Here is a 16,970-nt window from a genome sequence, read left to right on the forward strand (position 1 = left end):
CCTCAGCCTCCACTCGTCGGAGACGGCGACGGCGGATAGAGCGCCTGCTGGATGAGGTCGCGCACGTGCGCGTACTGGTCGGGGGTCGGGTTGTCGGTGTCGATGCCGGCGCCCTCGGGGGTGAGCTCGAGGGTCTGCACCGGCTGCTCCTTGGCCTTCACGCCCAACTGCACGAGGAATCCGAGCATCGAGTCTGGGATGTCGGTCTTGACGAGGTCTGAACCCGCCGCGGCGACCGCCTGGAAACGGCTCAACACGTTCGCCGGGTTCGCCTGCGCGAGGATCGCCTGCTGCAACTCGCGCTGCCGCCGCATCCGATCCCAGTCACTCGTCGTATACCGCGACCGGGCGTACCACTGCGCCGTGTCGCCGTCCATGTGCTGCGGCCCCGCCTCGATCCACCCGATCGCCCAGTCCTCGGCGGGCTCCCCCTCGTAGGTGGGTCCGCCCCCCTTCGGCAGCCGCTCCTGCACGGTGATGTCCACGCCGCCGAGCGCGTCGACGATGTCGGCGAAGCCCTTCATGTCGACGAAGACGTAATACGGGATCTGGATGCCGAGAATGCCCTCCGCGGCATCCTTCGTGGCCTCGACGGCCGGCGTGGAGCTGTTCGCCGCGGCATCCGGGTAGATGTCCTTGCCCTCGTCGGGCTGGCAGATCTCCACCGCGTTCATCAGCTGATTGATGCCCGGCCCCCACCCGCACGTCGGCGAGGGATGCCCCTCGAAACCGTCGGGGTACCGATCGTGCATGGGACCGTCGGCGAACGGCGCGTACGCGAGGTCGCGCGGGATGCCGGTGATGTGCACCGCGCCGGTCTCGGCGTTGACCGACACCACGGAGATGCTGTCGAACCGCATGGAGTCCCGACCCAGTCCGCTGTCGGCTCCGAGCAGGAGGAAGTTGTAGTAGCCGTTGGACGGCGGAACGGGCGGCGCGTTGTTCGTGAAGATCGACGCGATCGCCTCGCGCGCGGGCGCCAGCAGCTGCTGGGCGGCGTAGACGGCGCCGCCGCTGCCGACGAGGAGCCCGACGATGGCGAGCGTCGCCACCAGCGGCCTCGCTCCCGCTCGCAGATTCACGAGGCGGATCAGACGGAGGGTGTCGATCGTCAGCACGACCCACAGCACGGCGTAGGCCAGGAGCACCAGCTGCACGGCCAGCAGTGCGGCCGCGTTGGTGCCGAGCGTGAACAGCAGCGTCGGCCACACCAGAGCCGCTACGGCCGCGACGACCACGCCTACCCACATGATCAGCGTCGCCGTCAGCCCCACACGGCCGAGACGCCGGCTTCCTGCCAGGACCTGCGCCGAGCCGGGAACCAGGAAGTTCAGGGCCAGCAGCCACCAGGCGCGGCGGGTCATCACACGCGGCGACCGTGTGTCGGGTCGACGCATCGGCTGCTCGCCGACGATCACCGGCTCGGCGGCGGCCCGCGGCGAGCGCGGCGGTGCGGCCGTGCTCACAGTGACTCCTTCAGACGCAGATTCTTCTCCTCGACCTGCGCCTCGAGGGTGCGCGCGTACTGCTCGACACGGTCGGCGATCCGGGCGTCGGACGCACCGAGGATCCGCGCCGCCAGCAGACCGGCGTTCTTGGCGCCGTTGATCGACACGGTCGCCACGGGAATCCCCGCCGGCATCTGCACGATGCTGAGCAACGAGTCGAGCCCATCGAGCGTCGCCAGCTGCACCGGCACACCGATCACCGGCAATGCGGTGACCGACGCGAGCATGCCCGGAAGGTGGGCCGCGCCGCCGGCCCCGGCGATGATCACCCGCAGACCGCGCTCCCGCGCCTCACGGCCGTAGCGCAGCAGCTTGTCGGGCGTGCGATGCGCGGAGACGACCTCCACCTCGTGCTCGATCGTGAACTCGCTGAGGATCTGCGAGGCGTCGCTCATGACGCGCCAGTCGGAGTCCGATCCCATGACGACGCCGACGAGAGGGGATGCCGAGGAATGCAGAGCGCGGGTCACCCGACCAGGCTAGGACGGCACGCTGGAAGAACCCCGCAACGCCACGCATCCCGCCCACCGTGCACGGCGTTCCCGCTCGGCGCTACGCACCTCGCTCAACGACCGGGAGGAACGACTCGCCGCAACTGCAAGGTGGCGCGAGCGACCCGCCGCGGCATCCACCACAACACCGGCGTGTCATCCGGCGCCCCTTGCAGTTCGGAACGACGGCGGCGGGCCAGGCCGGTCAGTCGGCGAAGAACGCGGCTGCGGCGCGGGCCTCATAGACGACGGCATCCACCTCGTCGCCGAAGGCGTTGACGTGGCCCACCTTGCGTCCGGGCCGCGGCGCCTTGCCGTACGTGTGCACCTTCACCGAGGGGTGCGCGGCGAGCGCGGCCGGAAAGCGGCTCTCCAGCGAATCGGTCGCGGGACCACCGAGGATGTTCACCATGACCGCCCACGGCTGACGCGGAGCAGGGTCTCCCAGCGGGAGGTCGAGCACCGCGCGTACGTGCTGCTCGAACTGCCCGGTGACGGCACCGTCCTGACTCCAATGCCCGCTGTTGTGCGGTCGCATGGCGAGCTCGTTGACCAGCAGACGCTCGTCCGTCGTCTCGAACAGCTCGACCGCCAACATTCCGGTCACGCCCAGCCCTTCGGCGATGCCTGTACCGATCGACGCCGCGACCTCGGTCAGACGCGCACCGCCGCGCGGGGCCGGCGCAACCACCTCGGCGCACACGCCGTCACGCTGCACCGTCTCGACGACGGGATACGCACGCAGCTCACCGGAAGGACTCCGCGCGACCTGCTGGGCCAGTTCGCGCGAGAAGTCGACCAGCTCCTCGGCCAGCAGCGCACCGCCGTCGAACCAGTCGGCGACCTCGGCAGGGTCGCTGACGACCCGCACCCCCTTGCCGTCGTAACCGCCTCGCGGCGTCTTGACGACCACGCGCCCGCCGTTGGCGTCGAGGAAGCGTTGCAGCCCCGCCGCGTCGGTGACGGCCGCCCATTCCGGCTGAGGCATGCCGAGCTCGGCCAGGCGCGCGCGCATCGCGAGCTTGTCCTGCGCGAACTGGAGCGCATCGGGGCCGGGGTGCACGCGGATGCCGTCGGCCACCAGCGCCCGCAGCACGTCCTGCGGAACGTGCTCGTGATCGAAGGTGACGACGTCGACGTCGCGGGCGAACGCCCGCACCGTGTCCAGGTCGCGGTAGTCGCCGGTGGCGGTCGCCGCGAGCTCGGCGGACATTCCCTCTTCTTCGGCGAGGACGCGCACCTGGACGCCGAGCTCCACCGCCGGGGCGATCATCATGCGGGCGAGCTGTCCGCCGCCCACGATGCCGAGGGTGAGTGCCATGGTGCTCCCTTTCGTCGCATCCATCTTCTCAGCTCGCACCGCGCACCGTCGCACACAGCCGGCCTCCCTCGACGAGCGACACGGGGCGTCGAGTTCAGCGTGGTAGGGGCGGTGGGTCGCCGATGAGCGGCGCCGTGGCCCCGTCCCAGCGCCCGTCGCGATGCGCGAGGATCTGGCTGACCTCCACCTGATCGGACAGGGCTTCGTGCAGCAGACGGACGGCCGGGACGTTCACCATGCGCAGCGGCTCGTCGACGCCGTTGGACAGCACCAGCGTGCCGGCCCCCCACAGGCGCTGCACCGGTCCGCGTCGCTCCGCGATGGTGTAGCCGCGAGCGTGCAGCACCTCGTGACGTCGGCGGCCGAAGATTCCGGACTGCTCGACGACGCGGCGCGTCGTGACGGTGTACGTGTGCGTCCACCACCGGACGTAGGGAATCACGACGAGCAACACGACGACGATCCCCGCAGCCACCCACAGCATCCAGTCCTGCAGCGGCTCGGGAAGATTGCCGGTGAAGTATCCGGTGGCGCCGGACACGGCGATCAGCACCAGTGCCGACCAGAACAGCCGCCGCGCGTGCGCACGCACGCACGCGACACGACGCTCCGGTGCCGGCGCGCCGGGTGCGGGCGCTGCGGGACGCCCGGGGTAGGCGGTCGGCGAGGTCACGAGATCATTGTGCCCGGCACCGGTGCGAAACCGCGCATGACCGGGCCGTCGTCACGCGATCGCGCCGTGCCTCAGCCCTCGATCCCGCCGCTCAGCGCACGTGCACGACGTCACCGGCACCCACGATGCTCTCCACACCGTCGCCGGTGGCGACGACGAGCCGGCCGTCGGGGTCGAGTCGCACGGCGCTGCCGATCAGGGTTGTGTCATCCGGCAAGGTCACGCTCACCTGTGCGCCGAGCGTGCCGCACCGCTCCGTGACCGTCGCCCCGACGGCGCCCCCTCCGCCGACCGCCAGCGCCGCGATCAGATCCCGCAGCCCGCCGACGTAGTCGGAGAGCAGACGATCCTCGTCGACGTCGACCCCCGACACCGCGAACGACGTGGCGGTCGGCACCGGCAGGTCCGCCTCTGCCATGGCCGTGTTCACCCCGGCGCCCAGGATGACGGTGTGCGGGTCGGCGGGGAGGACCTCGGCGAGGATGCCGCAGATCTTCCGACCATCGACGAGCACGTCGTTCGGCCACTTCAGCGCCACCGCACGCCCGGGCAGCTGTGCGGCCACGGCGTCGACCATCGCCGCACCGGCGACGAGCGGAATCCAGCCGCGATCGTGCACGGCGACAGCGCCGACGCGCAGCACGGCCGAGACCGCGACGGCAGAGCCGGGCGGCGTTACCCACGTGCGATCGAGGCGTCCACGGCCGGCACGCTGATCCCGCGTCACGAGCAGCGACAGGTGTGGGTGGGCGTCAGGGTCGCCTTCCACGTCATGGAGGAGCTTCGCGTTCGTCGAATCGACGCTCTCGATGACGTGCACCCGCGGTGAGACGGCGGCGGTCAGGGGATAGCCCTCGGTGGGAATCGACATAGCGCCACCCTACGCGCGGGCCGCGTCAGGCGGCCGTGCGCATGGCGCGGCATCCCACAACCGAATCGCCGTCCCGTTGTGAGCGTCCCCCAACAGAGTCACCGACCCGGTCGCTAGGGTGGAAGGCGTGCCTCAGCAGTCAGAGCCTTCCGTGCAGCCAGTGACGTCCGCGCAGCCCGACCTGTCCACCACCGCCGGCAAGATCGCCGACCTGCGTGCCCGCTACCAGGAGGCAGTGGTCGACGCGGAGGTCCGCGCTCAGGATAAGCAGCACGCGAAGGGCAAGATGACCGCCCGCGAGCGCATCGAGCTGCTCGTGGACCCCGGGACGTTCGTGGAGTTCGACGAATACGTGCGCCACCGCACGACCGCGTTCGGGATGGACCGGTCGCGCCCCTACGGCGACTCGGTCGTCACCGGCGTGGGGACCATTCACGGTCGCACCGTCGCCTTCTACGCGCAGGACTTCACCACCTTCGGCGGGTCACTGGGCGAGGTCGCGGGCGACAAGATCATCAAGATCATGGAGTACGCCCTGCGCGGCGGCATGCCGATCATCGGCATCCTCGACTCCGGCGGCGCCCGCATCCAGGAGGGTGTGGTCGCCCTCGGCAAGTACGGTGAGATCTTCCGCCTCAACACCGCCGCGTCGGGCGTGATCCCGCAGATCTCGATCATCATGGGACCGGCCGCCGGCGGCGCCGTGTACTCCCCCGCCCTCACCGACTTCGTGGTCATGGTCGACAAGACCAGCCAGATGTTCGTCACCGGCCCCGACGTCATCAAGACCGTCACCGGTGAGGACGTCGGCATGGAGGAGCTCGGCGGCGCGTACACGCACAACACCCGCTCCGGAGTCGCGCACTACCTGGCCGAGGACGAGGACGATGCGATCGACTACGTCCGCTCGATGGTCGGCTACCTGCCCGACAACAACATGGCCGAGATCCCGGTGTACGAGAACGGCTTCGAGTGGGAGACCACCGACGCCGATCGCACCCTCAACACGGTCGTGCCCGACTCCCCCAACCAGCCGTACGACATCCATCAGGTGATCTCGTACATCGTCGACGGCGGCGACTTCCTCGAGGTGCAGCCGCTGTTCGCCCCGAACATCGTCATCGGCCTCGGCCGCGTCGAGGGCCGCACCGTCGGCATCATCGCGAACCAGCCGTCGCAGATGGCCGGCACCCTCAACATCGAAGCCGGCGAGAAGGCCAGCCGCTTCGTGCGCTTCTGCGACGCGTTCTCGATCCCGATCCTCACCCTCGTCGACGTGCCCGGCTACCTCCCCGGCACCGATCAGGAGTGGACGGGCGTCATCCGCCGCGGCGCGAAGCTGCTGTACGCGTACGCCGAGGCGACGGTGCCGCTGGTGACCGTGATCCTGCGCAAGGCCTACGGCGGCGCGTACATCGTCATGGGCTCCAAGCAGCTGGGCGCCGACGTCAACCTCGCGTGGCCCACGGCCGAGATCGCCGTCATGGGTGGACAGGGCGCCGTCAACATCCTCTACCGCGGCGAGATCCGCAAGGCCGAGGAGGCGGGAGAAGACGTCGCCGCCGTGCGGCAGCGCCTCGCGAACGAGTACACCTACAACGTCGCGTCACCCTTCCTGGCGGCCGAGCGCGGTGAGCTCGATGGCATCATCGAGCCCGCGCAGACCCGCGTCGCGGTCGCGAAGGCGCTCCGCTCCCTGCGCGGGAAGCGGGCCAGCCTGCCCGCGAAGAAGCACGGTAACATCCCGCTATGAGCATGCCCGCGATGCCCGCGCCGGAGGCGGATCCGCCCGGCGCGGATGCCGTGCACATCGACATCCGTCGCGGAAACCCCACCGCGGAGGAGCTCGCCGCCGTCATCGCCGTCGTCACGGAGGCCTACGAGCGCGAGGCCGCGGATGCGGTCGTCGAAGACGCACCGCTGCGGTCGGCCTGGGAGGTCTCGGCGCGCGGCCTCCGGGCACCCCTGCGTCGCGATGTCGCCTGGGGACGATTCGCGGGCTGAGCCACGGTCGGTCGCTTGTCCCCCAAAATACCTACAGACACAGCTTCTTCCACCGGGAAGAATCGATATCGCTGGAACGCTTCTGCGTTCGGCCGATCTGCTTCATGAGTGGGTCGGCCCTTCGCGAGTCGGTTTTCGGGTAACCACTCGCATGGCGAGGGGCGGGCGGCTTCGCCGCCCCTCGCCTCCTCTTCTTCCAACGGTCTCGTCCCACGGCCGTGGCGGATCTTCCGCCCGCGCGCATTCATGGCCGTCGCGGAATCTCGCTCCACAGATCGACCTCGTCCTCGCCGTCATCGTCGGCCGCCGAGCGACCGACGACGGTGACGGCGACGTCGTCGTGGGTGGCGGCTCGCACGTAGACGCGGTCGGAGTCAGCCTCGGCCAGGACAGCCGCCAGCCGCGATCGAACCGCCGCCCGCTCCGCCGGCGAGAGGCCGTCGAGGCCCCCTTCGTCGAGCACGGACACCGTCGTCCCGCGTTCCCGCGCCGCCGCGAGCGCCGCACGCACATCCGCGTCGAGCAGAGCCGAGCCGCGCAGTTCGTCGCGCAGCGCCTCCTCGGCGATGCGCGCCGCGTGACGCTCGCCCTCGCTCAGCCTCCCCGACGCCTCGATCGTGCGGGTGAGCACCGGCCCGGCCAGGGCGAGGGCACGCTGCACCTGCGTGCGACGTTCGCGCCGGATACCCTCTTGGCTTGCGAGCCACTCCGACGCGGCTCGCTGGAGCGCGGCGAGCTCCGCGGTGTCGCGCGCGGCCCGATCGACGAGCCACGTCAGCAACTGAGCCACCCCCACCCAGAGCACCGCGCCGACCACACCGAGCGCCAGCGCGGCGGCCGGGCCGATCCAGAAGGCCGCTTCAGCGGCGAGGATGACGACCCCGCTCCACGCGACCCACGGGCGGCGACGCACCATCACGATCGTCAGCAGCGCACCGATGGCTCCCAGGCTCCAGGTGCCGGCATCCGCGCCACGCGCCTCGGGTTCGACGGCGAGCCACGTCGCGTTGGGCACCAGCACCGCCGCGGCGAGCGCGAGCACCGCGGCCCCGGCGGGCAGTACCGGACTGCGCCCGAGGTCGCCGGTGATGGGATCGCGCCGCGTCGGCAGGGCGCCGGAGCTCCAGAAGACGCAGATCCACGTCGTCGCCAGATACAACGCCCCCGCGCTGACCACGACCAGCGGCATCTGCGCCGCGGCCGTCCAGACGAGACCGCCGATCGCGAGATAGGTCGTGAACGCGATCGCCAACGCCGACAGGGTGGCATGCACGCGGAAATTCATCGGGGGAACTCCCAGTCGAGCACCACGAGCGTCCCACCCGTCCCCGTCCGCACGCGCGCACGGCCGCCCACAGCCGCCACGCGCGCGACGATCGAACCGCGGATGCCCAGACGATCATCGGGGATGCCCGCCGGATCGAAGCCCGGGCCCCGATCGATCACCTGAACCCGCAGACGCTGCCTGTCGGCCCGTAACCCCACGCGCAGGCCTTCGCCGTGCGCGTGGACGATGGCGTTGGACACCGCCTGAGTGGCGGCGAGCACGACGGCGCGCGCGACGCGCCCCGGAACGGTCGGGGCAGCCGCATCGATATCGGCCGCGACAGCCGCATTCGCGTCCAGATCGGCGACGACTCTCTCGAGGGCTGCGGCGATCGCCGTCACAGCGACCGGCTCGTCGGGCCCCTCCCCGGCGTCCTGATCGGTGTTGGCGAGCCGGGTCAGCGCCTCGCGCGCCATCGCGGTCGCCAGTGCTTCCTCCCGCGGGGTGCGCGCTCGCTCGGCCGCGATCAACGCCGCCAGCACGCTGTCGTGCATGAGCGCGGCGACAGCGACCCGCTCGGTCTCGGCGGCGTTGTTGGCGGCGGCGACGGCGTAGGAGGCGACAGCGTCGCTGCGCGCCTGATCGATACCCACCGCCACGCCACGCAGCAGACGTCCCAGGGTGATCACCACGGCTGCCAGGATCGCGGCGAACACCGTGTCGCGTGCGACGTCGACGGCGTCAGAGGACGGCCCGCCGAGCTGGGCCAGCCGGGAGATCGCATACAGGATCGGGATCAGCGCCGCCCACGCGATCTGCAGCGGAAGGCCGAAGGCGAGCACCGCCGCGGAGGTGCCCACGTTGAGCAGATACCAGATCCAGGGCGCACCGTCCGCGGCATCCGCACGAGCGTAGGTGACGAGGGGCCAGCAGAGCAGGACGATCGGGAAGACGACCGCGAAGATGCCGGCGACCGTGCGCACCCCCACGCCGGCGACGGATGCCGCGACCATCATGGCGAGTGGGATGAAGACGACAAGCAGAAGCGGCAGGTGCGCGGGCGGTGCCTCCTGCCGCGAGCCCAGCGCATTGAGAAAGGCCTGCGTGCCCAGCACCGCGCACCCCAGGGCGACGACGATGCGGATGATCCGCTCCACCCTCGCTTGCGTAAACCGCTCCGCGCCCGCGGCGATGTCGCCGAGGGGACGGCGAACCGCCGGGTCGACGGCGATCGGCAGGGGCTCAGTCGTCACCGCGGGTCGCTCCGGCGTGGCCGGGCATGAGACCGTCCTCCATCGCCCGGCGGAGCAGATCGACTTTCGTGGGGGCGGGGCGGCCGACCTCGACGTACTTCGTGCGCACGCGCGCGATGTTCTCCTTCGCCGTGGGGTAGGCGATGCCGAGCCGGTCAGCGACCGCTTTCAACGGCAGGCCCGCGGCATACAGTCGGAGGACATCGCGTTCACGGTTGGACAGCTGCGCGTCGGCAAAGGCACGGTCACCGTCGACGGCACTGGCCCACTCAACATTGTCCAGGGCGTCTCCACGGGCTACGGTGCGGATGGCGGCGAGGACGTCATCGATGCGAGACGCCTTGCTGATGACACCGGCGGCTCCGGCCGCCAGCGCCTCCCGCACCGCGCCGGGGCGATCGGCGACGCTGTGGATGAGCACCGGCGACCCGTCGGCGATGATACTGGTGACATTCTCGGTGACCGTCGTGCCGTCGCCGAGCGTGAGGTCGAGCACGACGATGTCGACCGGCGCCGCTCCCGATCGCTGACGCCACTCGAGATAGGCCCTCACGCTGCTGCCGGAGAAGACGACCTCTTTGGTCATGGCACGCGCGCACGCCGCCTCGAGCCCGAGGCGCACGGACTCGTGGTCATCGATGAGGGCGACGCGGGTCATGTCTTCAGCCTAACGAGGCCACTCGAAGGCCCACATCCGACGAAGGAGTGAGGTTCGGGCGGCCCCCGGCGTCACGGTTCGCGCTGCAGGAGCGCCACGGCTTCCACGTGGTGCGAGTGCGGAAATAGGTCGAAAGCCTCGATGCGGCGCACGCCGTACCCGCGCTCCCGGAACGCTCCGACATCCCGTGCCAGCGCCACCGGATCGCACGCCACATAGACGACGGATGCCGGTGCGAGCGCCGCGACCGCGTCGACGACCTCCCGCCCCGCGCCGGCCCGCGGCGGGTCGAGCAGCGTAACGCCGCGACCGAGGCGCCCGCGCTCCGCCGCGCTCGCCTGGGCGTGCAACCGCGCGAGGAACCGGTCGGCGCGGGCGGTCTCGGCGCGCACTCCCACCCAGTCAGCGAGGTTCTCCCCCGCATGCTCGGTCGCCCGCGGGTCGGATTCGACCGTCGTGATGCGGGTGGCGGGGCCCCCGAGGGTGCCGAGGGTCGCGGCGAACAGGCCGACGCCGCCGTACAGGTCGAGGTGATGCGCCTCGGGATCGACGCCGTCGGCGTCGGCGAGCAGATCGGCCACGGTGCGGGTCAGGGTGTGCGCGGCGAGGCGGTGCACCTGCCAGAACCCACCCGCGTCGAGCCGGAACGAACGCCCGTCCACGTCCTCGGTGATGATCTCGTGCGCCGCGGCATCCACTCCCGCACGTGGCGGCGTGCCGCGCCGCGGACCGCCGCCACGGCGGCCCGATCCGGCCCGCACGGGGGTCGAGGCCTCGGGGCGGGGCACGATGCGCACACGGCCGTCGGCGGGCTGGACGAGATCGACCCGGCCTGAGGGAGCCGACAGCGCACGCGCCGCGCGCTGGATCTCGGCCGTAGCGAGAGGCAGCTCCTCCACCTCGATCACGCGGTGGCTGCGGGCCGCGTACGGGCCGACCCGACCGTCGCCGTCGACGTGGAGGCTCACGCGTGTTCGCCAGCCGGTCGCGTCGGCGGACTCCTCGGCGACGACCTCTCCCTGCTCCGAGAGGAGAGGACGCGCACCGCGAATGGCCACCGACGGGAGCTCGAGACCGCCGAAGCGCTCGAGGGCGTCACGCAGCACCTGGAGCTTCAGCTCGCGCTGGTACGCCAGCGCGATATGGCCGAAGTCCGCCCCGCCGGGGCGCCGATCGGGGTCGATCTGGACATCGGCGGCCGCCCAGACGTGCGAACGCCGATGCGGCGAGGCATCGAGCACCTCGACGACGGCGCCGCGCCAGAACGACGACTTCGCGGTCTCGGTCAGCCGCACCCGGACGCGTTCCCCGGGAACCGCATCGGAGACGAACACGACCCGCCCCTCATGACGTGCGATGAACACGCCACCATGGGCCACATCGGTGATGTCGAGGTCGAGGAGGTCTCCGGGGTTCATCCTTCGATGCTGTCACGGATCGCCGACCCCGCACGCGACGGACCGTACGCTGGACGGCATGCGCGTGTGCCTCGCCTCCACTTCGCCCGCCCGCCTCATGCTCATGCGCCAGGCGGGCATCGAGCCGCTGCTGCGTGCGCCTGACGTCGACGAGGAGGCCGTCATCGACGAGGTGCAGGAGCGGGAGGCGCGCATCCTGCCTCCTGACGAGCACGTTCTGCTGCTCGCGCGACGCAAAGCCGCCGACGTCGCGGTCTCCCTCGTGCGCGATCTGCCCGACTTCGACGGAGTCGTCGTCGGCGGCGACTCCATGTTCGAGATCGACGGTCAGGTGCTCGGCAAGCCGCTGCGACCCGAGATTGCCGTGGCGCGGTGGGAGCAGATGCGAGGCAAGACGGGCGTGCTGCACTCCGGCCACAGCGTCATCCGGGTCCGCCCCGGACAGCCGGCGCGCGAAGAGCACGCCGTGGCCGCCGCCGCGGTCACGTTCGTCTCGGACATCTCGGATGCCGAGATCGCCGCGTATGTCGCGACCGGCGAGCCGTTGCAGGTGGCCGGAGCGTTCACGGTGGACAGCCTGGGCGGGCCCTTCATCGAGCGCGTCGACGGCGATCCGTCCACGGTGGTGGGCATGTCGCTGTCGACGGTGCGCCGCCTGTGCAACGCGCTCGGCATCGCCTGGACCGATCTGTGGAGGTCGGCCCCCTCCCGATCGGGCAGCGCGCCGGACGACGGCGCGTCTTCGTAGGCTCTCACACACGAATCGCCGACGATCTTGTGCGGGTGATCCAAAGGAGCATGCTCTCCCGTGGGTAGGCTGGCATCCATGCCACGCTCACTGGACCTGACGTCCCCGCGCCCGCAGATCACGAAAGTGCTCGTCGCGAACCGCGGAGAGATCGCGGTCCGAGTGATCCGCGCCGCCCGCGACTCGGGGAAGGCGTCGGTGGCGGTCTACGCCGACCAGGACCGCGACGCCATGCACGCCAAGCTCGCCGACGAGGCGTACGCGCTCGAGGGCGCCACGAGCGCCGACACCTACCTGTCGATCGAGAAGATCCTCTCGGTCGCCCGCCGCTCCGGCGCCGACGCGGTGCACCCCGGTTACGGCTTTCTCGCGGAGAATGCGGAGTTCGCTCGCGCCGTCACCGCCGCCGGCATGATCTGGATCGGCCCGTCGCCCGAGGCGATCGAGGCTCTGGGCGACAAGGTCACGGCCCGCCACGTCGCCGAGAAGGTGGGCGCTCCCCTGGCCCCGGGCACCCCGGGGCCGGTCGCCGGGGCCGATGAGGTCGTCGCCTTCGCCGAGCGGGTGGGCCTTCCCATCGCGATCAAGGCCGCCTACGGCGGCGGCGGACGCGGTCTCAAGGTCGCCCGCGAGCTCGACGAGGTCGCCGAGCTGTTCGAGTCGGCCACCCGCGAGGCGGTCGCGGCCTTCGGTCGCGGCGAGTGCTTCGTGGAGAAGTACCTCGACAAGCCGCGCCACGTCGAGACGCAGTGCCTCGCGGATGCCGAGGGCAACGTCGTCGTCGTGTCGACGCGCGACTGCTCGCTGCAGCGACGCCATCAGAAGCTCGTCGAGGAGGCGCCCGCGCCGTTTTTGACCGATGCGCAGAAGGAGACGCTCTACGCATCGTCGAAGGCGATCCTCCGCGAGGTCGGGTACGTCGGGGCGGGCACGTGCGAGTTCCTCATCGGCGCCGACGGCACGATCTCGTTCCTCGAAGTGAACACCCGCCTGCAGGTCGAGCACCCCGTCTCCGAGGAGGTCACCGGCATCGACCTGGTGCGCGAGCAGTTCCGTCTCGCCGAGGGCGGCAGCCTCGACTACGACGACCCCGAGCCGCTCGGCCACTCGATCGAGTTCCGCATCAACGGCGAAGACCCGGGCCGCGGGTTCCTTCCCCAACCCGGACGCATCCACCAGTTCAAGACGTTCGGCGGCCCCGGCATCCGCCTGGACTCCGGTGTCACCGCGGGCGACAGCGTCTCCGGCGCGTTCGACTCGCTGCTGGGCAAGCTCATCGTCACCGGCCGCGATCGCGCCGAGGCGCTGGAGCGCTCGCGTCGCGCCCTCGACGAGTTCGAGGTCGCGGGCATGCCGACCGTGCTGCCCTTCCACCGCAAGGTCGTTCGCGACCCTGCGTTCACCGCGGAAGACGGTCACTTCGGCGTGTTCACGCGCTGGATCGAGACCGAGTTCGTCAACGACATCGCGCCGTGGGACGGCGAAGCCGAAGCCCCGGCCGGCGCCGAGCCGCGCCACACCGTTGTCGTCGAGGTGTCGGGCAAGCGCCTCGAGGTGAGCCTGCCGGACCGCATCGCGGCGGCCCCGGCCAAGATCGGTCGCCCCGTGGCGGCGCCGCCCTCGCGCCGCTCGCACGCGCCCTCGGCGGTCGCCGGTGCGTCCGGCGACGCGGTCAAGTCGCCGATGCAGGCCACCGTGGTCAAGGTCGCCGTCGAAGAAGGCCAGTCGGTGGTCAAGGGCGACCTGGTCGTCGTCCTGGAGGCCATGAAGATGGAGCAGCCCATCCCCGCCCACAAGGACGGTGTCGTGGGCGCCATCAACGCCGACCCAGGCACCACCGTGTCGGCCGGCCACCAGCTGCTCACGATCTCCTGATCATGTGTCCGGCCCGCTCACGTCCGATCCTGGCGACGGGCGCGGCCTGCCTCCTGGCTCTCACCCTGGCCGGATGCAGCACCGGCCCGTCGGATGCCGACCGCGCGGCGTGGACCGCATGGTCGACCGCGATCGTGGGCACGACCCCGAACACGGCCGCGAGCGCCCCGATCACAGCCTCCGCCGCGGGCGGCGTCACTCTCGAGTTCTCCCCCGCGACGGCGTTTCGCGCCGTGGAGCTGCGCTGCATCGGCGCCGCGCGCGCCGAGTTCGCGCTCACCTACGTCGCGGGAAGCTCGACCGTGGGGACGCAGCAGGACATCGTCTGTCAGAACGGCGCCCTGCGCACCCCCATCGCCATTCCCACCGCGATGCAGAACCTCACCTCGTTCACCGTCTCGGCAACCTCGTCGGACGGCGAAGGTGTTTGGACCGCGCAGCTCCAGCGGTAAGAGGCGCGCGCACGCGCGAGCCGGCGGCGAGAGCGCTCAGCCGAAGAAGTCGTCGTCGCGGTTGACGAGGTGCATCGCGCGGGTCGCGTCCGTGATCGACGCGCTGAGCGAGGGGAAGACGGCGAACACGCGCGAGACCTGATCCACGGTCAGCCGACGCTCGACGGCGATCGCGATCGGGTAGATGAGCTCGGAGGCACGCGGGGCGACGATCACGCCACCGATGACGGTGCCGCTGCCCTCGCGCGCGATGATCTTGACGAAGCCGTCGGTGATGCCCATCATCTTCGCGCGGGCGTTCGCCGCGAGGGGCAGCTTGTAGACATAGCCGTTGATGGCGCCCGTCTCGAGGTCCTTCTCCTGACGGCCGACGGTGGCGATCTCGGGCGCCGTGAAGATGTTCGCGGTGATGCGGCGACGCTCCAGCGGGATGACGGTGTCGCCGAGCGCGTGGAAGATCGCGGTGCGCCCCTGCATGGCGGCCACTGAGGCCAGCGGAACGAAGGTCGTGCAGTCGCCGGCGGCGTAGATGTTCGGCACCGAGGTGCGGGCGACGCGATTGACGCGGATGTGACCCGACGCGGTCAGCTGCACGCCGGCATCCTCGAGTCCGATACCCGAGGTGTTCGGGATCGAGCCGACGGCGAGCAGGCAGTGGCTGCCCTCGACCGTACGGCCGTCCGAGAGCGAGACGACGACACCGTCGGCGGTGCGCTCGACCCCCTCGGCGCGCGACTTCGACATCACCGTCATGCCGCCCCGGGTGAAGACCTTCTCAAGGACCGCGGCGGCGTCGGCGTCCTCGCCCGGGAGCACCTGATCGCGGCTGGAGATGAGCGTCACCTTGGCGCCCAGGTTCATGTAGGCAGAGGCGAACTCGGCACCGGTGACGCCGGAGCCGACGACGATGAGGTGCTCGGGAAGCGCCTTCATGTCGTAGAGCTGCGTCCACGTGAGGATCCGCTCTCCGTCGGGGCGGGCGGTGGGCAGCTCGCGGGGCGAGGCGCCGACCGCGACGACCAGGGTGTCGGCCTCCACGCGATCGAAATCGGTTCCGCCGGGGCCGGTGGCCACGACGATCGCGTGATGGCCGTCCAGACGCCCGTGTCCGGAGATGATGCGCACACCGGCATCGACCAGCTGCGCGCGCATGTCATCGGACTGCTGGCGAGCGAGCGAGAGCAGGCGCTTGTTGACCGCGGCGAGGTTGATCGCGACCTCGGGCTTGAGCGCGACACCGCTCTCCCCCTTCGCGAAGAACTGCACGCCGAGGTCGGAGGCCTCCGAGATGGCGACCGCAGCATCCGCCGTCGCAATAAGGCTCTTGGAGGGGACGACATCGGTGATCACAGCCGCGCCGCCCACGCCCGCACGCTCCACGAGGGTGACGTCCGCGCCGAGCTGTGCCGCCGCGAGCGCCGCTTCATAGCCTCCGGGACCGCCCCCGAGGACGGCGACCGACTGGGTGTTCACGAAGCTCGAGGACATTGCTCCATTCTCTCAGGCCCCCGCCGCCACTCGTGCCGCCGTCCACGCACACGGACTCACGCGCCGCGAGTGGCCCGCCGAGGCCGCGGTTCCTAGAGTGGGAGCATGTCCGACATGAACACCCATCCGCTCGACGACCCCTCCGCCGACCCGTTCGAGGTGGCCGCGCGCGCCGCCGCCGATATCGCACGCCTGACCGGCGTCGAACGGCACGACATCGCCCTGACGCTCGGCAGCGGCTGGGGCAAGGCCGCCGACCTCGTCGGCGAGACGACCGCGACCATTCCCGCGACCGAGGTCACCGGCTTCAGCGCGCCCGCGCTGGCCGGCCATGTCGGCTCAATCCGCAGCATCGTCACCCCCGAGGGAAAGCGCGTGCTCGTGATCGGCGCCCGCACGCACTACTACGAGGGACACGGTGTGCGCCGGGTCGTCCACAGCGTGCGCACGGCCGCCGCCACGGGGGCCTCGACGATGGTGCTCACCAACGGCGCCGGCGGCATCAAGGAGACGTGGACGCCGGGAACCCCCGTGCTCATCAGCGACCACATCAACCTGACGGCCGATTCGCCGCTGGAGGGCGCGACGTTCATCGACCTCACCGACCTGTACTCCTCGCGTCTGCGCGAGCTCGCCCGCACGGTCGATCCGACGCTCGACGAAGGGGTGTACTGCCAGTTCCGCGGCCCCCACTACGAGACCCCGGCGGAGGTGCAGATGGCCAAGGCGATCGGCGGCCACATCGTCGGCATGTCGACGGCACTCGAGGCGATCGCCGCCCGCCAGGCCGGGATGGAGGTGCTCGGCTTCTCCCTCATCACCAACCTCGCCGCCGGCATCCAGAAGAGCCCGCTCAGTCACGCCGAGGTGATCGAGGCCGGCCAGGCCGCCGAGCCCGTGATCTCCGCACTGCTGGCCCGCGTGATCGGACAGCTGTGAGCGG

General features: G+C 70.9%; 16 protein-coding genes. 6 read left to right on the forward strand and 10 right to left on the reverse strand.

The window, feature by feature from the left end; translation table 11 throughout:
• Nucleotides 1–2 precede the first annotated feature (2 nt).
• The 5 genes from HMPREF1529_RS01330 to HMPREF1529_RS01350 form a co-directional block, all read right to left on the reverse strand.
• On the reverse strand, nt 3–1,466 hold the full coding sequence (locus HMPREF1529_RS01330; RefSeq protein WP_016463392.1) for an LCP family protein: 1,464 nt from the start codon (nt 1,464–1,466) through the stop codon (nt 3–5).
• Nucleotides 1,463–1,930 carry a 5-(carboxyamino)imidazole ribonucleotide mutase gene (purE, locus tag HMPREF1529_RS01335; protein ID WP_016463393.1) on the reverse strand — a complete coding sequence of 156 codons (468 nt, stop codon included), beginning with the start codon at nt 1,928–1,930 and terminating at the stop codon, nt 1,463–1,465. Before purE ends, HMPREF1529_RS01330 begins: the two co-directional genes overlap by 4 nt.
• A 274-nt stretch (nt 1,931–2,204) precedes the next feature.
• Complete coding sequence (locus HMPREF1529_RS01340; protein WP_016463394.1) at nt 2,205–3,344, reverse strand: 5-(carboxyamino)imidazole ribonucleotide synthase; 1,140 nt, start codon at nt 3,342–3,344, stop codon at nt 2,205–2,207.
• Nucleotides 3,345–3,414: 70 nt separating this feature from the next.
• A complete protein-coding gene (locus tag HMPREF1529_RS01345; protein WP_016463395.1) occupies nt 3,415–3,912 on the reverse strand; it encodes a PH domain-containing protein in 498 nt (165 codons plus the stop codon).
• Between the two features lie 172 nt (nt 3,913–4,084).
• Nucleotides 4,085–4,864 (reverse strand): biotin--[acetyl-CoA-carboxylase] ligase, encoded by a 780-nt coding sequence (locus HMPREF1529_RS01350; RefSeq protein WP_016463396.1) that lies wholly within the window; start codon nt 4,862–4,864, stop codon nt 4,085–4,087.
• 151 nt (nt 4,865–5,015) lie between these two features.
• On the opposite strand from HMPREF1529_RS01350, the gene HMPREF1529_RS01355 reads away from it, so the two are divergent.
• Nucleotides 5,016–6,617: an acyl-CoA carboxylase subunit beta gene (locus HMPREF1529_RS01355; protein WP_016463397.1), complete on the forward strand. Its 1,602-nt coding sequence runs from the start codon at nt 5,016–5,018 to the stop codon at nt 6,615–6,617.
• A gap of 11 nt (nt 6,618–6,628) precedes the next feature.
• Nucleotides 6,629–6,868: an acyl-CoA carboxylase subunit epsilon gene (locus tag HMPREF1529_RS01360; protein ID WP_016463398.1), complete on the forward strand. Its 240-nt coding sequence runs from the start codon at nt 6,629–6,631 to the stop codon at nt 6,866–6,868.
• A gap of 244 nt (nt 6,869–7,112) precedes the next feature.
• On the opposite strand, the gene HMPREF1529_RS01365 is transcribed toward HMPREF1529_RS01360, so the two are convergent.
• The 4 genes from HMPREF1529_RS01365 to HMPREF1529_RS01380 all read right to left on the reverse strand — a co-directional run bounded on the left by HMPREF1529_RS01365 (nt 7,113) and on the right by HMPREF1529_RS01380 (nt 11,464).
• Nucleotides 7,113–8,141 (reverse strand): hypothetical protein, encoded by a 1,029-nt coding sequence (locus tag HMPREF1529_RS01365; protein WP_231477023.1) that lies wholly within the window; start codon nt 8,139–8,141, stop codon nt 7,113–7,115.
• Nucleotides 8,142–8,149: 8 nt separating this feature from the next.
• Entirely contained in the window at nt 8,150–9,388 is a 1,239-nt protein-coding gene (locus HMPREF1529_RS01370) for a sensor histidine kinase (protein ID WP_005048184.1), read from the reverse strand.
• Entirely contained in the window at nt 9,378–10,046 is a 669-nt protein-coding gene (locus tag HMPREF1529_RS01375) for a response regulator transcription factor (RefSeq protein WP_016463400.1), read from the reverse strand. Before HMPREF1529_RS01375 ends, HMPREF1529_RS01370 begins: the two co-directional genes overlap by 11 nt.
• A 71-nt stretch (nt 10,047–10,117) precedes the next feature.
• The gene (locus HMPREF1529_RS01380) at nt 10,118–11,464 is read right to left on the reverse strand and encodes a class I SAM-dependent RNA methyltransferase (protein WP_016463401.1); all 1,347 of its coding nucleotides are present in this window, start codon (nt 11,462–11,464) and stop codon (nt 10,118–10,120) included.
• 58 nt (nt 11,465–11,522) lie between these two features.
• Here HMPREF1529_RS01380 and HMPREF1529_RS01385 point away from each other — a divergent pair, with 58 nt between their 5' ends.
• The 3 genes from HMPREF1529_RS01385 to HMPREF1529_RS01395 all read left to right on the forward strand — a co-directional run bounded on the left by HMPREF1529_RS01385 (nt 11,523) and on the right by HMPREF1529_RS01395 (nt 14,539).
• The gene (locus tag HMPREF1529_RS01385) at nt 11,523–12,212 is read left to right on the forward strand and encodes a Maf family protein (RefSeq protein WP_005048178.1); all 690 of its coding nucleotides are present in this window, start codon (nt 11,523–11,525) and stop codon (nt 12,210–12,212) included.
• A 78-nt stretch (nt 12,213–12,290) separates the two neighbouring features.
• Nucleotides 12,291–14,087 (forward strand): acetyl/propionyl/methylcrotonyl-CoA carboxylase subunit alpha, encoded by a 1,797-nt coding sequence (locus HMPREF1529_RS01390; RefSeq protein WP_016463402.1) that lies wholly within the window; start codon nt 12,291–12,293, stop codon nt 14,085–14,087.
• Nucleotides 14,088–14,089: 2 nt separating this feature from the next.
• Nucleotides 14,090–14,539 carry a hypothetical protein gene (locus tag HMPREF1529_RS01395; RefSeq protein ID WP_016463403.1) on the forward strand — a complete coding sequence of 150 codons (450 nt, stop codon included), beginning with the start codon at nt 14,090–14,092 and terminating at the stop codon, nt 14,537–14,539.
• 36 nt (nt 14,540–14,575) lie between these two features.
• Here the strand turns inward: HMPREF1529_RS01395 and HMPREF1529_RS01400 are convergent, their stop codons facing one another.
• On the reverse strand, nt 14,576–16,027 hold the full coding sequence (locus tag HMPREF1529_RS01400; protein WP_005048170.1) for an NAD(P)H-quinone dehydrogenase: 1,452 nt from the start codon (nt 16,025–16,027) through the stop codon (nt 14,576–14,578).
• A 105-nt stretch (nt 16,028–16,132) separates the two neighbouring features.
• Here HMPREF1529_RS01400 and HMPREF1529_RS01405 point away from each other — a divergent pair, with 105 nt between their 5' ends.
• Nucleotides 16,133–16,966 carry a purine-nucleoside phosphorylase gene (locus HMPREF1529_RS01405; RefSeq protein WP_036282618.1) on the forward strand — a complete coding sequence of 278 codons (834 nt, stop codon included), beginning with the start codon at nt 16,133–16,135 and terminating at the stop codon, nt 16,964–16,966.
• Nucleotides 16,967–16,970 lie beyond the last annotated feature (4 nt).

This window comes from Microbacterium sp. oral taxon 186 str. F0373 (assembly GCF_000411455.1).
Taxonomy (GTDB): Bacteria; Actinomycetota; Actinomycetes; order Actinomycetales; family Microbacteriaceae; genus Microbacterium.

Bases quoted from the DNA above. Each gene is read 5' to 3' on its own strand.
- HMPREF1529_RS01390 (WP_016463402.1), top strand. From the start codon at position 12,291: ATGCCACGCTCACTGGACCTGACGTCCCCGCGCCCGCAGATCACGAAA.
- HMPREF1529_RS01375 (WP_016463400.1), bottom strand. From the start codon at position 10,046: ATGACCCGCGTCGCCCTCATCGATGACCACGAGTCCGTGCGCCTCGGG.
- HMPREF1529_RS01380 (WP_016463401.1), bottom strand. From the start codon at position 11,464: ATGAACCCCGGAGACCTCCTCGACCTCGACATCACCGATGTGGCCCAT.
- purE (WP_016463393.1), bottom strand. From the start codon at position 1,930: ATGGGATCGGACTCCGACTGGCGCGTCATGAGCGACGCCTCGCAGATC.
- HMPREF1529_RS01395 (WP_016463403.1), top strand. From the start codon at position 14,090: ATGTGTCCGGCCCGCTCACGTCCGATCCTGGCGACGGGCGCGGCCTGC.
- HMPREF1529_RS01385 (WP_005048178.1), top strand. From the start codon at position 11,523: ATGCGCGTGTGCCTCGCCTCCACTTCGCCCGCCCGCCTCATGCTCATG.
- HMPREF1529_RS01360 (WP_016463398.1), top strand. From the start codon at position 6,629: ATGCCCGCGCCGGAGGCGGATCCGCCCGGCGCGGATGCCGTGCACATC.
- HMPREF1529_RS01405 (WP_036282618.1), top strand. From the start codon at position 16,133: ATGTCCGACATGAACACCCATCCGCTCGACGACCCCTCCGCCGACCCG.
- HMPREF1529_RS01400 (WP_005048170.1), bottom strand. From the start codon at position 16,027: ATGTCCTCGAGCTTCGTGAACACCCAGTCGGTCGCCGTCCTCGGGGGC.
- HMPREF1529_RS01340 (WP_016463394.1), bottom strand. From the start codon at position 3,344: ATGGATGCGACGAAAGGGAGCACCATGGCACTCACCCTCGGCATCGTG.
- HMPREF1529_RS01350 (WP_016463396.1), bottom strand. From the start codon at position 4,864: ATGTCGATTCCCACCGAGGGCTATCCCCTGACCGCCGCCGTCTCACCG.